This window comes from Novosphingobium sp. NBM11, from assembly GCF_015390225.1.
GTDB lineage: Bacteria > Pseudomonadota > Alphaproteobacteria > Sphingomonadales > Sphingomonadaceae > Novosphingobium.
Genome location: NZ_VUOG01000003.1, coordinates 586,156 through 600,162 on the forward strand (window position 1 = coordinate 586,156; position 14,007 = coordinate 600,162).

Here is a 14,007-nt window from a genome sequence, read left to right on the forward strand (position 1 = left end):
GCCGGGGGTGGATCGTCGCGCCTTTTCGCTGGGCATGCTGGCGACGCTGGCCGCGGGCGCTGGCGGAACGGCGAGCGCCGCGCCTGCGGCGAACGGCGTTCCACCCGCGATCGGCGCGCTTTACCGCCGCGCCATCGTCATCGACGCGCTGGCCTCGCCGAATACCTGGAACGTGCCCTATCCCAAGCCGGGGCCGCTCACGCCCGCGCAACTGGAGAACGTCCGCGCTTCCGGCATGACCGCGATCAACCTGACCGTGGGCAAGCCGGGCAGCCTGGCGGAGACGGTCAAGGAGATCGGCTTCTGGCTGGACCAGATCGCGCGTCATCCGGATTACCTGACACTGGTGCGCCACCATGCCGATATCGCGCGGGCCAAGCGCGAGGGGAAGCTGGGCGTGATCTTCGGGTTTCAGGGCATGGGCATGATCGGCACCGATCTTGGCCTGATCGATGCCTTTGCGGCCATGTCGGTGAAGATCATGCAACTGACCTACAACGATCGCAACGCGCTGGGCGCGGGCAGTTCGCTTCCCGAAAGCGAGGGACTGACCGATCTGGGGCGCGAGGCGGTGGCGCGCATGAACGGCCTGGGCGTGCTTGTCGATGTGGGGCACGCCAATCCCTCCACCGCGATTCAGGCGGCGCAAGCCTCCACCCGGCCGATCACGATCTCGCACACTGGCGCCCGCGCGGTGTTCGACAGCCAGCGCAACCTGCCCGACACGGCGTTCCGCACGGTTGCCGACCGGGGTGGCGTGGTGGGCCTCTACCTGATGCCGTTCCTCGGCCGCGATCCGGTGGCGGCCTCGCGCGCGCTGTTTCGCCGGCATTTGCGCCACGCGCTGGATACCTGCGGCGAGGATCATGTCGGGATCGGCAGCGACCAGAGCATCACCCCCGTGGACATTTCGCCGGCCTACATGGACATCGTGCGCCAGACGGCCGAGGCGCGGCAGAAGGCCGGTATCGGTGCGCCGGGCGAGGCGGACAGCCCGGTGACCGTGCCCGATCTCAACGCCCCGCGCCGGCTGGAGATGATCGCCGCCGATCTCAACGCGGCCGGCTATCCGGATCGGGTGGTCGAAAAGGTCATCGGCGGCAATTTCGATCGATTGTTCCGCGAAGTCTGGCCCGGCTGACAAGCCGTTGGTGATCCGGGAGAGAGCCGCGCTCCGGGCGCGGGAGGCGGCAGGCAGGAGTATAGGATGGCGCAGGAACGGCTGGACAGGTTCGATCGCAAGATCCTGCAGCACATCCAGATTCGAGGCGATCTGGGGCCGGGCGAACTGAGCACGCTCGTCCACCTCTCGCCCTCGCAATGTTCGCGGCGGTTGCATCGTCTGCGCGAACAGGGCTTTATCGAACGCACCGCCGCGATCCTCGATCCGGCAAAGCTCAATCTGGGCATTTCCGCCTATATCGCGGTGAAGCTGCGCTCGCAGACCGGCGAGGCCGAGCGCCTGTTCCGCGCGCGGATCGAAGCGCTGCCCGAAGTGATCTCGTGCGATTACACCACGGGGGAGATGGACTTCATGCTGCGGATCTATACCCACGATCTGGAAAGCTACAGCGAGTTCCTTTCCGCGAAGCTGCTGATCGGGGAGGAGATCGATAACGTCCGCACGTTCATCGTGATGAAGCAGCTTAAGAAAACGACCGCCCTGCCGCTCGATTTCTGCTGAGTTTCGCGCTAGCCGCGCCAGTATCCGGTCCTGACCCTAGGCGGCGTGGACAAATTGCCTAGAGGCGAGCTTTCCAAGTGTCTTCGGGATATTTGATGATTTGTCGCCGCCATATCCAAACGGCGAACGAAAACATGATTGCTCCGGTAGCTATACCAGCACCCCATCCCTTCTGATGACCATGAAAATAGGCCACCAGAATACTGACAACGGCCGGAGCAGATAGCGCAAGCCAATCCCGTCGGGTCACTTTCCTCATGCGGCGTAATCTATCGCGAGGTGGCCGTAAAAACACCGATTTCTGCATGGTGTTTGGGAACGCGATTGACGCGATGGCCAGTCGTTGATTCAAGCCTGCTTTTTGGAGGCAGATTTGAGCCGGGGCGATCTCACCGAAGCAGAATGGCGAATTTTGAAGGGCTTGTTGCCAATCGAGCCTGAAAATCGCGGTCGAGGCAGGCGGCCGGAGCAGAACCGTTCTGTCGTCAACGGCATACTCTGGCGGCTCCGTTGCGGCGCACCGTGGCGCGATGTACCACCGAAATACGGCAGTTGGAACACGATCTATCGGCGGTTTCGACGCTGGAGTGAGGCTGGTGTTTGGGAGACCGTTGCGGTTACGCTCGCCGAAATCATGGCTGACAGCGGCCACTACAGCATCGATAGCACAACAGTCCGCGCCCACGTTTCGGCAGCGGGCGGAAAAGGGGGACTCATCGACGCGCTCTTGGCCGCTCGCGGGGCGGGTTCACCAGTAAGCTTCACTGCTTGGCTGATGCCCTCGGACGACCAGTTGCCTTCCACCTAACAGGTGGCGAGGCAGCGGACTGCAAGGCGTATGATGCTTTGATCGATCTGCCCGAGTGCACGCCCGACGCTTTGTTGGCGGACAAGGGGTATGACGCTGATGCCATTCGTGCGGATCTTGCCGAGCGGAAGATTGCTGCCGTCATCCCCGGCCGGTCAAACCGCCGCGTCAAGATCGAGCATGATCGAACGCTCTACAAGCAGCGCAACCGCATCGAGCGCATGTTCGGCCATCTCAAAATCAACCGCGCCATCGCCACCCGCTACGACCAGCTTGCCAACAGCTTCCTCGGCATGGTCCATCTCGCCACCGCCAGATACTGGCTCAAATTTGTCCACGCCGCCTAGGCTTCCGGCTCGAACGATCAGGCTCTGCACCCGCACCATGACACGCTCCACCCGCAGGTCCGTCATCAAGGCCATGGCGCTCACGCCGGCCCTGCCCTTTGCTGTCCAGGCACGTCCGGCCGGACCGACCCGGGATGCCATCGCAGCGGACCTCGACCGCTACGTCGGCTTCGGCAACAAGGCGTCGGGCGGCCCCGGCGATACCGCCTGCGGCGCGTGGATCGAACAGCAATTGAAACAGGCCGGCGCGCAGACCGAACGGCAGGCGTTCAGCGTACCGTTCTTCTCCCCGCGCCGCACGGAACTGGTGAGCGGCGCGGCGCGGGCGGCGGTGCTGCCACTTGCTATCGTCATGCCGACGGGCGGGTCCGGGCTGACCGGAAAGCTGGTGCGCGTGGAGCCCGGATTGGTGCCGGCATCGGGCCTGTCCGGTGCGCTCGTCATGGTTGAACTGCCCTACGCGCGCTGGTCGAGCGCGCTGGCGCGGCCGGTCGCGGAGACGGTGCGCGCGGTCGCCGCAGCCGGTGCCGCCGCGGTCCTGCTGGTGACCAATGGCCCCACCGGAGAGGCCATCGCGCTCAATGCGGACGGGAACAAGGCCATGGTCGATGTCCCTGCCGCCATCCTTGCGCCCAGGGCGGCTGCTCCGTTCCGCGCGCTGGCGCAGGCAGGGGAGGCCGCCACGCTTTTCCTCGAGGGGGATGCCGGTCGCCGGGAGGCGTTCAATATCGCCGGCCGATGGCGGCGCGGCGGTGCGGGAACGCTGGTCGTGTCCACACCGCGTTCAGGCTGGACGATCTGCGCCGGCGAACGTGGTCCCGGCCTCGTTACGTGGCTGGCGCTGGCGCGCTGGGCTGGCGCGGCTCTCCCCCGGCACGATCTCCTGTTCCTGTGCAACAGCGGGCACGAGTACGAAAACCTCGGATCGGAACATGCGCTCGACGCGCTTGCGCCGTTGCCGGAACGCACGGCGCTGTGGCTGCATCTTGGCGCCAACGTCGCCGCGCGTGACTGGCATGAACCGGGCGCAGGGCGGCTTCTGCCGCTGCCGAGCGCGGATCCGCAGCGATTCCTGGCGGTTGGCGCCGACCTCCTGCCCTTGGCGAAACGGGTGTTCGCGGGGCTGCCCGGCCTTGAAATGGCGTATCCGGCCAGTGCCGGTGCGGCCGGCGAACTTTCGACGATCCTTGCGGCGGGGCACCGGCGCGTGGCCGGTATCTTCGGCGCGCACCGTTACCATCACGTCGAAGGCGACGATGCGCGTTGCGTGTCGCCCGATTTCGTTGCGCCGGTGATCGCGGCCTGCAAGGCGTTGATTCTCGGCGCGACGGCCTGACGATCAGACTTGTTCGAGCGGCGGCACTCGCCATTTGCGCTCGATCAGCTCGTCTTTCGGCAGATAGGCGCGCAGCGCAAGCCGCATGGGGCCAGCGGGGGCCGGCAGCCAGTTCGCGGCTAGGCGACCCTCGGGGCGTTCGCGCTGGATGCAGATCACCGTGCTGCCGTCCGGTTCGCGCACGAGATCGGGCGTGCGATCGCCGATCGAATAGCGCCCTATCGGATTCTCCACCAGGTAGTAGCGGCCGTCCGGCTGCGCGTCGTACATCGTCAGCGACCAGAACGCCTTGGCCGGAACGCCGCCGGGCGGCACTTTCCAGCGATAGGCGTTCTGGCCCGACAGACGTGCGCCGTGCGCATCGAAGTTGGCATGAAAGTACATGGCTTCCTGTTCGCCCAGCGCCGCGATCCCGCCCAGCGCCACAAGCGAACGAAGACGGTCGTTGCTGCCGAAATTCCCGACGCCGCGGGGCTGGTAGCTCCATCCGTTGACGACAAGATCACGGAAAAGGAAGCCTTCGCGCAGGTCCTTGATCCCCATCGGCAGGAAGCGCGTCCAAGCGGCGAGCAGGGCAGGGGAGGGTTGTTTGTCGGTGCCGATGCCAAAGGCGGCGAACTGCCCGGAGCGCGCGAGTTCCCCCTTGCGTCCCGGCGAACGGCGGATCAGCTCGTTGACGACGGCAAGGAAATTGGCGGCATCGGTCGCTTGCGGCTGGGCCGCGACCGTAAAGCCACGCGGCGGTTGGCGACCTGCCGGGGCGGATATGGTGATCTGTTGCTGCACGGCCTCTGCGGCGGGAAGATCGCCAGGCCCGTCGACAAGAATGCGCGCGAGCATCCAGACATCGTTCGTGCTCGACCGGAACACCGGCACCCCGTCGGGAGCGGTCCCCCGCCATTCCGGTCCCGCGATCCAGAAGCGGCCGCCGTTCCCGTTGGTCGCGCGCGTGCCGACATAGGCGAAGTTGTCGGTAAACGCGTTCATGAAGGCGATGGACAGATAGCGATCGCGCACCGTGGGCGCGGCCAGTTCCATCGGACCACCCGACAGGTCGAGCAGGCAGGACGAATAGATCGTGTCGTTGTTGGGCGCGGTCACGTTGCGGGAACGCCAGTCGGACAGCTGCGACCGCCGGACGATGGTGTTGAGCGTGCCGGGCGCGCCGACGCACCGGGCCAGCGCCTGTTCGTTGCGCGCGAACTCGTAGAGCGTGAAGGCATAATAGAACGCGGCGCGAATGCCGGCATCGGGATCGTCGGCCGCAAGCAGGCGTGCCGGCAGCGCCGCGCCGAACGACAAAGCGCCCGCCGTGCCCAGCAAGGCGCGGCGGGTAAGCGGCAGGGAACGTGAAGCACCGTCTGAAGTCATGGCCTGTATCCTTTCCCGATTACCGTGTGCCCGCCGCTTCAAGCGGGGAGTTTTGACGGACGTCATCGCCGTCTTTCATCCTACCTGCCGTTCCCGGCCTTCCCAGAAGGGCGCGCGCAACTCGCGACGCAAAATCTTGCCGGCGGCGTTGCGTGGCACCATGTCGATGAAACGGAATTCGCGCGGACACTTGTATCCGGCGATCCGGTCGCGGCAGAAGGTGGTAACCTCGTCCGTGGTCAGGGCATGTCCGAAGGCGGGCACGATCATCGCCAGCACGGCCTCACCCCAGCGCGGATCGGGCACGCCGATGACGGCCGCGTCCGCGATGGCGGGATGATCGAGCAGCGTGTTCTCGACTTCCACCGGATAGACGTTTTCGCCGCCGGAAACGATCATGTCCTTCACGCGATCACGGATGAAGAGATAGCCTTCGTCGTCCAGATAACCGGCGTCGCCCGTTTTCAGCCATCCCGCGCGGATTGTCTGCTTGGTGGCCTCGGGGTCATCGGCGTAGCCCGACATGACGATGTCCCCGCGCACCACGATCTCTCCTGTTTCCCCAGCAGGGAGCGGTGCGCCGTCCGCGTCGATCACTGCGATTTCGATTCCGTCTGCCGCGCGCCCGCACGACAGCAGCCGCTGCGCGCCCGGCGCATGGTCCTCCGGCGTCAGCAGCGTGACCGGGCCGGTGGTTTCCGTCAGGCCGTAGCACTGCGCGAATGCGCATCCCATCCGCTCGCGCGCTTCGCGCAGGACGGATTCGGCAATGGGTGAGCCGCCATAGACGATCATGCGCAACGCGGTGGGCGCGGCGTCGCGGAACGATGGCGCGGCAAGGCAGGCCTGGATCATCGCGGGGGCGAGCGTGGTATAGGTGACGCCTTCGCGCGCGATCACACGCACCGCCTCGTCCGGCACGAACTGGCTGGCCAGCACCAGCCGCGCACCCGACTGGACCGACCGCAGCACCGGGCCGATCCCGGTGATGTGGAACATCGGAGCGGGGGCATAGATCACGTCGGACGTGTCGAGATCGAGCGGCGGGCGGCTGAACAGGGCGATCGAGGCCATGACGCTCGCGTTGGTGAGCATCACGCCCTTGGGCAGTCCGGTGGTGCCGCTGGTGTACATCTGGAGCACCACGTCTTTGGCGCTTCCCGAGCGCTCGACCGGCGTGTCCGGCTGGCGGTCACGCCAAGCCGCGAAACCCTTCGCCCCTGCCTCGTCGAGCACGATCAGCGGCACCGGCCTTCCCTCCATCGCCTGCGCCACGATGCCCGCGAACTCCCGGTCCACGAAGACGCGCGTCGCGCGGGAATGGCTGAGGATATACCGGATTTCCGGCGCGGCGAGGCGCCAGTTGACGGGCAGGGCCACTTGCCCCGCGCGCGCGATGCCCAGCAGCAGTTCGACTTGCTCCGCGGAATTACGTCCGACGATGGCGATCCGATCGCCCGCGCTGCCGGAGGCGACGAGACCGTTGGCGACCCGGTGGACCCGCCCGTCGAGCGTGGCGAAATCGATCGCCGTATCGCGTTCTCCAAGCGCCGGCGCGTGCGGATGCCGGGCCGCGATCCGGCGCAGCAGATCATCGAGAAGGTGGCTTTCGCTCTCGCGGGAAACAGTATCGGTAGCAGAGGTATTCAAGGCACCACCCGATCGTCATGAATGAAATCGATGTCGGGATTCTCCCCGACGAACATGGAAAGCGTATCGGCGAAAGGGAACGCGCCGCCCCATGGCGGTGGCGTGAACCGGGGTTCGGGATCGAGGAACGCCGCACGCCAGTCGGCATAGCTGTCGAACCACAGTTCCATCACGCGGGGATATTCGGAGCGTTCGCTGACCGCGCGGTAGAGACCAAACCGCCGCAGCCCCGGCCGCGCCGCGATTTCCGGCGCGGCAACCTTGTCGAACCATGCATCCGCGTCCGCGGCCGGCATGGTGGCCGGATAGCGCAGGAACACGATCCAGCGCAGGTAGGGCATGTCCCGGGGCGGGGTGGGTTTCGAGAGGTAAAGCATGTCCGGATTGACCGGGATCGTCGCGGTGGTGCTGCGGAACAGCCGGTTGCCGGCCCATCCGCCGGGCGGTGGGGTGAACGACGCAAGATCGCCGCCATAGAGACCATTCCGGCGGCTCTCGCGAAAATCGTCGATGCTGTCGAAGTAGATCTCGGTCATGCGCCCGAACGCGACATGGAACCGATGCACGGCTTCTTCCGGCGGCAGATAGGCGCGAAACGAGAGGTAATCGCGCTGCCAGGCCTGATAGGCCCGCCGCACCTGGGGTGCGTGAAAGGTCATGTACCAGCGGTCCAGCGCCAGTTGATCGGCCCCTGGCAGTAGCTCGATCAGGATGTAGTGCTTGATCGCGCCGGTCGCCAGGGCGGGTTGCGGCACAGCCAGCGCGGCCAGCACCGCGGCGCCACCGGCCATGGCTTGGCGACGGGAAAGGTGGGCGGCCATCATGGTTCCTTCCTGGTTGAGGGTAGGGCCAGCGCGACCAGCCTGTGCGGCGCCTTGCGGAAGCCCATGCCGCAAACGATGAATTGCCGGCCGCCGGCCATGTAGGTCATTGGCGGCCCCAGCGTGTGATCGGGCAGTGGGATCTCCGCCCGGAGCGCCCCTGTCGCCTTGTCGTAGGCGCACAGCATCTTGCGTGACTGCGCCGGGCTGTGCGGCCCTTCCCCCAGGAACAGTAGCGTCTGCGTCAGCAGCGGACCGGTGCGGCTGGTCGTGCCGATCCAGCCGGGATTGTAGGGCCGGAACATCGGCAGGTCGCGCGCGCCCGGCGCATTGGCGCGGGTCCACGCGATCACGCCCCGATTGAGATCGATCGCGGTGATGCGGCCATAAGGCGGCTTGAGCAGCGGCAGGCCGCCCGGTCCGCGCACGACGCTGGCGCGGCCGGCGATCTCGCTGTCGCCGTCGGCCGCGTCGGTGCGCTTGCCTTCCCCGTCCAGCGCCATGGACACCGGCGCGGTCAGCGACGGGACATAGAGCATCCCGGCTTCCGGATCGGCGGCGGCGCCCCACCAGTTCGCTCCGCCCACCCAGCTCGGTAGCACGATGGTCGGCTGCGTACCCAGCGGCGTGAACAGTGGCCCGGCGGTATACTTCGCCAGAATGGTCCTGGCCTCGTCACGCAGGGCCGGGGTGAAATCGATCAGGTCGTCTTCGCCGATGCCCTGTCGGTCGAACGGTGGCGGCTTGGTGGGGAAGGGCTGCGTCGCGGCAGTGCGTTCGCCCGCGATGGTCGATTGCGGTACCGGCCGTTCCTCGATCGGCCAGACCGGCTTGCCGTCGCGGCGATCGAACACGAAGCAGAAGCCTTGCTTGGTGACTTGCGCGATGGCGGGGATGCGCTTCCCGTCGACCATGATGTCGATGAGATTGCCGGCGCAGGGAATGTCGTAGTCCCAGATGTCGTGGTGGACGAGCTGGTAGTGCCAGCGGCGCAAGCCCGTTTCGACGTCGAGGGCCACCAGCGCGTTGCCGAACAGGTTGTCGCCCGGCCGGTCGCCGCCGAAGAAGTTGTTGGTCGGGCAGGTGCCGGGGACATAGACGAGGCCGAGATCGTCGTCCGCGCTCATCGGTGCCCAGGCATTGGCGTTGCCGGTACGTTGGGCGGAGCCTTCGCGCCATGTTTCGGCGCCCGCTTCACCGGCGCGGGGAATCATCCGGAACGTCCATTTGTGGCGCCCGGAGCGCACGTCGAAACCCTGGATGACGCCCACGGGCATCACCGGACGGCTCGGCACGTCGTTGATGTACTGGCCCACGATCACGGTGTCGCGGCAGATCACCGGCGGCGAGGTCGCGCCGATCAATCGGGCGGGGGTGTCGGGAACCGGCTCTCCCGAGGTACGGAGCAGGTCGACTTCCCCTTTTGCCCCGAACCCCGCAACAGGCGTTCCGCTGGCTGCGTCGAGCGCGATCAGGCGGTTGTCGCCCGTGGCGATGAGGACGCGCGCATCTTTCCCCGCGCGCCAGAAGGCCACGCCACGATGCTGGAAACCCTTGCTGGTGGGATAGCCGTGCCGCCAGGTGCCGGGGTCGTAAACCCACAGCGTTCGTCCCGAAGCGGGATCGATCGCCGCCACCTGACTCATCGCCGTGGAGGTGAACAGGCGGCCATCGACCATGATCGGCGTTGCCTGGAATTCGCCGGGCTGCAATTCGGGGTGCGCCTCCAGGATGGCGGCGTCCGGCGATGTCCATTCCCACGCCACTTCCAGCGTGGCGACGTTCGAGGCGTCGATCTGGTCGAGCGGCGAATACTTCGTCGCCGCGTTGGTCGCGCCATAGACCGGCCATTCGGCGGCGTTGCGCGTTGGATGGCCACGCGCGGCGAGGCCGGGAGCGAGAGCGAGCGCCGCAACGGCGCCCGCCCCCTTCATGGTCGTCCGCCTGTCGAAACCGGCCACGGCGCGGCTCACCAGTTGAACGAAAGCGTCGCGCCATAGGTGCGCGGCGTGTTGTAGTAGGAATTCCCGCCCACCGACACGATCCGGTAGAAATCGTTGGTGAGGTTCTTCACATACCCCATCAGCGTCCAGTGGGGCGTCCTGATGCCGGCCGAAAGATCCACCATCGAGTAGTTCTGGCTGGGTCGGGCCAGCGAGGCATCGTCGAACCCGCCGGCGGCGGTCTGGTAGCTGGCCGTGAACATCGCGTCCATGCCGCCGCCGATCGGATGATCGTACATCGCGTTGAGGTTGATAATGTAGTCGCGGGTGCGGGGCGTGGTTTTGCCCGCAAGGTCGATGAGCGCGCCCGCGTTGATGATCGAGGCCCCGTCGTGCCAGCGACCGCGCTCGCCCGAGACATTCAGGCTGGTCAAGAGCTGTCCGCCCGCCAGCGGAATGGTGCCGCTCAGTTCGAACTCGCCGCCGAAGATGTCGTCGGTGCCGACGTTCTCCAGCGTGAAGGCGGGGTTGGTAGCGGACAGCGTGGTGGTCTGCTGCACGTTGCGGGTCACGCTGTAGTACAGCGCCAGCTGGCTCCGGAAGACCGCGCTGCCGATCCGGAAGCGGCCTTTCACGCCGATTTCGCCCGATGTGATGTCTTCGGGATTGTAGGGAACGCGGTCGAAGAAGCCCTGCGCTGGGCTCTGGTTGAAACCGCCCGGCCGGTAGCCTGTCGCGACCCGGCCATAGAACGTGAGATCGGGATTGACCGTGTAGGTCAGGGACGCGGTGGGCAGGAACCGGTGCCATGTCCGCCGGAAGGTGGTGAGCGGAATGGTTTCGTTGGTCGTCGGATCGAGATCGATCTGGCGGAACCGGAAGTTCTTCCGGTCGATCTGGAAACGCGCTTCGACCGAGAGTTTCAACTGGCTCGTCAGATCGAAGCCCAATTGCCCATAGGCCGAATACGAATCCAGCGTTTCCTGGGATTCCTGCCGGCGAAGCTGGCGCTTGAGCGAGATCGCGGTGGCGTTGCTGCCGGTGACCGTGCCGGTGCGCAGCGAATAGACGTTCGACGTGTAGGTCAGGAAATCCACGCCGCCGAGCCAGGTGAAGCCCGTCTTTCCGGTCGATCCCCAGCGCGCTTCGGTGCCGTAGCGCTTGAAGTCCTCTCCCTGCGCGTCGTACAACTGCGCCGTGGGCAGCCGGATGCCGAGGTAGTGGTCGAAATCCGCGCCCGATCGGGCGCCATCGCGTCCCTTGTAATTCGCCAGCAGCGTCAGTTCGCTCGTCCCGAAATCATGCGTGAATTCGCCGATCATCTGCGTCTGGTTGATCGTCACGCGGTCCACCGCGTCGAGCCCGGTGCGCACGAAGGGATCGGGATCGAGCACCTGGTTCTGCCCCAGCGCCGTGAACCCCGGCGCTTCTGAGCGGGAATGTTCGACCATCAACGTGGCGGTGCTGTCAGTCTTGATGCCCACGCCGATCGCGCCGCGAATGCCCCAGTCGCGTGACGTGTCTATGGTCTTGCCGCTCACCTGGTCCTTGTAGAACCCGCCGGTCTGGTTGACGTAGTAACCGCCCACGCGAACCGCGGCGGTCCCGCCGATCGGCACGTTCACGGTCAACGACGTGTCCAGTTCGTTGACCGAATCGTACCCGACCTTGCCGCGCACCTCGGTATCGAGCACGGGCTTGCGGCTGATGACATTGACCGCCCCGCCCACCGCGTTGCGTCCGTAAAGCGCGCCCTGCGGTCCCCGGTAAACCTCGACCCGTTCGACGTCGTGAAAATCGATGCGGCTATAGCTGCGACCACCGAAACCGCCGCCGGCCACGAAGATGCCGTCGCGATAGATGCCGGTGCTCGATTCCGAGAAGCCCAGCCGTCCGCCGCCCTGGCCGCGCAAGGCAATGTCGTTGAGATATTCGGGGCCGGAACCGATCAGGATCGCGCCCGGGGTCTGTCGCGTATAGTCGGCAACGTCCTTGATCGCGAGGCGGCTGAGATCGCTGTCCGACAGGACGCCGACGGAGACCGGCACGGATTCGATCGTTTCGGCCCGCTTGCGGGCAACCACGAAGATTTCGCCGGAACCGTCCTGCGGCGCATCCTCGGCATGAGCCGGTGCGCCGATCAGCGCGGTCGCCAGAATGGCCAGCGCGCTTCCCGCCCTCAACGCACGCGCCTGCCGCTCCATACCTTTCATCTCCATCCCCTTCTCTCGAAACGGGTGGCGATTCATCCTGACGCCACCTCTGTAACTCATGAGTAACATCTAGTTCCGGGTGAGTAAATAGGCTTGCGCTTTGCGCCGCCGGGACGGAAGGGGAGATGCCCGGTTGCAATCCGGCCGGCGGCGGGAGAACGTGGCGCGATGACGCAGAGCTATTCGGAAATGCTGGACGCGCATCGTGCCCGCAGGCGGGAGACGCTGCTGCTCGCGGCGGCGACGGTGCTGAACGAACGGGGCCTGCGCCAGACGACCATGGATCAGGTGGCGCAGGGCGCGGGTGTCTCGAAGGTCGTGCTCTATCGCTACTTCGAATCGAAGGACCGGCTGGTGCATGAAGTGCTGTCCGATGTCGTGGATGCGCTGTTGCGCGCCGACGACGTGGACGTCGACTGGTGGACCAAGCGATTGCACCGGACGCTGGCGGTCGCCCGCTCACATGCCGCCGCGATGTGCCTGCTGGTGCGGCACGCCTCGCACGATCCGGAATTCGGGATTCATTTCGACCGGCTCACGCAGGCGCTGGTGGGACGTGTGGAAGAGCGTCAGGCCGCGATCCTGGGGCCGGAAAGCAGCGACACGCCGGGCGATGTGCGCATCCTGGCCGAATCCGTCACCGCCTTCCTGCTCGACGCCTATGTGCGCTGGATGGAGAACGGCGATCCGGCCCGGGATGAGCAGTTCCTCGCCTGGATCACGTCTTCGGTCCGGGCCACGGTCTATTACTGGCGAGGCCTCGCGCCCTGATTGCCGGCCCCACGGCGCTCCGCCTTGAACTCTGCGGGATAGGTGTGTAACTCGTGAGTTACATGCTTGGTGGAGAGAGGAGAACGCGAATGGCGGGCTATCGGATGATCGCGGGCGGAATGCTGGTTATGGCGCTGTTTTCCGGCGCCGCCGCTGCGCAACGCCCCGGCTTTGGCGAACGTCTGCGCGAATTGCGCGCGGCGCGACAGCAAGCCTCTGCGGATGTCGATGGCGCCACGCGCCAGACGCTGATGTTCGCGGGGCGGGAACGGAGCTATGCGCTGCTCGATGCGCACAAGGGCGGCACGCCCGCTCCGCTCGTGATCGTACTGCACGGCGGCGGCGGCAATGGCGGTACGATGCTGCCACGTTGGGCCGACAAGGCGCGGTCCGAGGGGCTGGTCGTCGCGGCGCCCGATGGTGTGGGCCGTATGCAGGGCATGGGAACCTGGAATGCCGGTGGCTGCTGTGGCGAGGCCATGACCAGCGGGCTGGATGACGTGGCCTTCGTCAATGCCGTGGTCGATGACATCACGCGCAAGGGCGGTATCGACACGCGGCGGATCTACGTGGCCGGTTTTTCCAACGGCGGGATGCTGACCCACCGCTTCGCGATCACGCACGGAGACCGGATTGCCGCCGCCGCCGTTGTTTCCGGGGCGATGTTTGGCGATGAAAAGCCGGCCGCCGCCCCGGTTCCGATGCTGATCATGCACGGCAGGAAGGACAATGTTGTTGGCTATGACGGGGGCATGAGCCCGACCAGTTTCGTCGCGCGTGCCCAATCCGCGCCGTTCCTGCCGGTGGAGCGCGCCGTTGCGTTCTGGCGGGACGCGGATGGCTGCCGCGCCGCGCCGGCCGTCACCACGGGCGGGGATGTGACCAGCGCGCGATCCTCAGGATGCTCGGGTGGATCGGAAGTCCTGTTCTACAGCCTGGCAAGCGCCGGTCATGGCTGGCCGGGCGATACCCGCAGCCGGGGGATGCTTGGGAACGATCCTTATACGCAGATCAATGCCACCGAGGTGATCTGGGATTTCTTCAAGGCCCACCGGCGCTAGGG

General features: G+C 66.2%; 11 protein-coding genes. 6 read left to right on the top strand and 5 right to left on the bottom strand.

All coding sequences use genetic code 11. The features are described from left to right. Nucleotides 1–7 precede the first annotated feature (7 nt). From F1640_RS22885 to F1640_RS22900, 4 genes are all read left to right on the top strand, one after another. Entirely contained in the window at nt 8–1,141 is a 1,134-nt protein-coding gene (locus tag F1640_RS22885; protein WP_309229353.1) for a membrane dipeptidase, read from the top strand. Between the two features lie 66 nt (nt 1,142–1,207). Next, on the top strand, nt 1,208–1,684 hold the full coding sequence (locus F1640_RS22890; RefSeq protein WP_124808249.1) for an Lrp/AsnC family transcriptional regulator: 477 nt from the start codon (nt 1,208–1,210) through the stop codon (nt 1,682–1,684). A 373-nt stretch (nt 1,685–2,057) separates the two neighbouring features. Then, nucleotides 2,058–2,839, top strand: a protein-coding gene (locus F1640_RS22895; protein WP_202804794.1) for an IS5 family transposase whose coding sequence is annotated in 2 segments (ribosomal slippage) — nt 2,058–2,382 and nt 2,382–2,839 — 783 coding nt in all. Because the reading frame shifts where the segments join, the coding sequence is not laid out codon by codon here. 37 nt (nt 2,840–2,876) lie between these two features. Continuing rightward, nucleotides 2,877–4,175, top strand: a complete 1,299-nt coding sequence (locus F1640_RS22900; RefSeq protein ID WP_124810430.1) for a hypothetical protein — start codon at nt 2,877–2,879, stop codon at nt 4,173–4,175. 3 nt (nt 4,176–4,178) lie between these two features. Here the strand turns inward: F1640_RS22900 and F1640_RS22905 are convergent, their stop codons facing one another. The 5 genes from F1640_RS22905 to F1640_RS22925 form a co-directional block, all read right to left on the bottom strand. Continuing rightward, nucleotides 4,179–5,546, bottom strand: coding sequence for a DUF1254 domain-containing protein (locus F1640_RS22905; RefSeq protein ID WP_190287313.1), 1,368 nt, complete (start codon nt 5,544–5,546; stop codon nt 4,179–4,181). A 75-nt stretch (nt 5,547–5,621) separates the two neighbouring features. Then, nucleotides 5,622–7,196 carry a long-chain-fatty-acid--CoA ligase gene (locus F1640_RS22910; RefSeq protein WP_124810428.1) on the bottom strand — a complete coding sequence of 525 codons (1,575 nt, stop codon included), beginning with the start codon at nt 7,194–7,196 and terminating at the stop codon, nt 5,622–5,624. Further along, entirely contained in the window at nt 7,193–8,020 is an 828-nt protein-coding gene (locus F1640_RS22915; RefSeq protein ID WP_124810427.1) for a hypothetical protein, read from the bottom strand. Before F1640_RS22915 ends, F1640_RS22910 begins: the two co-directional genes overlap by 4 nt. Then, on the bottom strand, nt 8,017–9,951 hold the full coding sequence (locus F1640_RS22920) for a PQQ-binding-like beta-propeller repeat protein (protein ID WP_190287312.1): 1,935 nt from the start codon (nt 9,949–9,951) through the stop codon (nt 8,017–8,019). Before F1640_RS22920 ends, F1640_RS22915 begins: the two co-directional genes overlap by 4 nt. A gap of 35 nt (nt 9,952–9,986) precedes the next feature. Next, complete coding sequence (locus F1640_RS22925; RefSeq protein WP_194921934.1) at nt 9,987–12,179, bottom strand: TonB-dependent receptor; 2,193 nt, start codon at nt 12,177–12,179, stop codon at nt 9,987–9,989. Nucleotides 12,180–12,341: 162 nt separating this feature from the next. Here F1640_RS22925 and F1640_RS22930 point away from each other — a divergent pair, with 162 nt between their 5' ends. Next, nucleotides 12,342–12,944: a TetR/AcrR family transcriptional regulator gene (locus F1640_RS22930; RefSeq protein ID WP_124810424.1), complete on the top strand. Its 603-nt coding sequence runs from the start codon at nt 12,342–12,344 to the stop codon at nt 12,942–12,944. An 89-nt stretch (nt 12,945–13,033) separates the two neighbouring features. Then, nucleotides 13,034–14,005 carry a PHB depolymerase family esterase gene (locus tag F1640_RS22935; protein ID WP_190287310.1) on the top strand — a complete coding sequence of 324 codons (972 nt, stop codon included), beginning with the start codon at nt 13,034–13,036 and terminating at the stop codon, nt 14,003–14,005. The last annotated feature ends 2 nt before the right edge of the window (nt 14,006–14,007 follow it).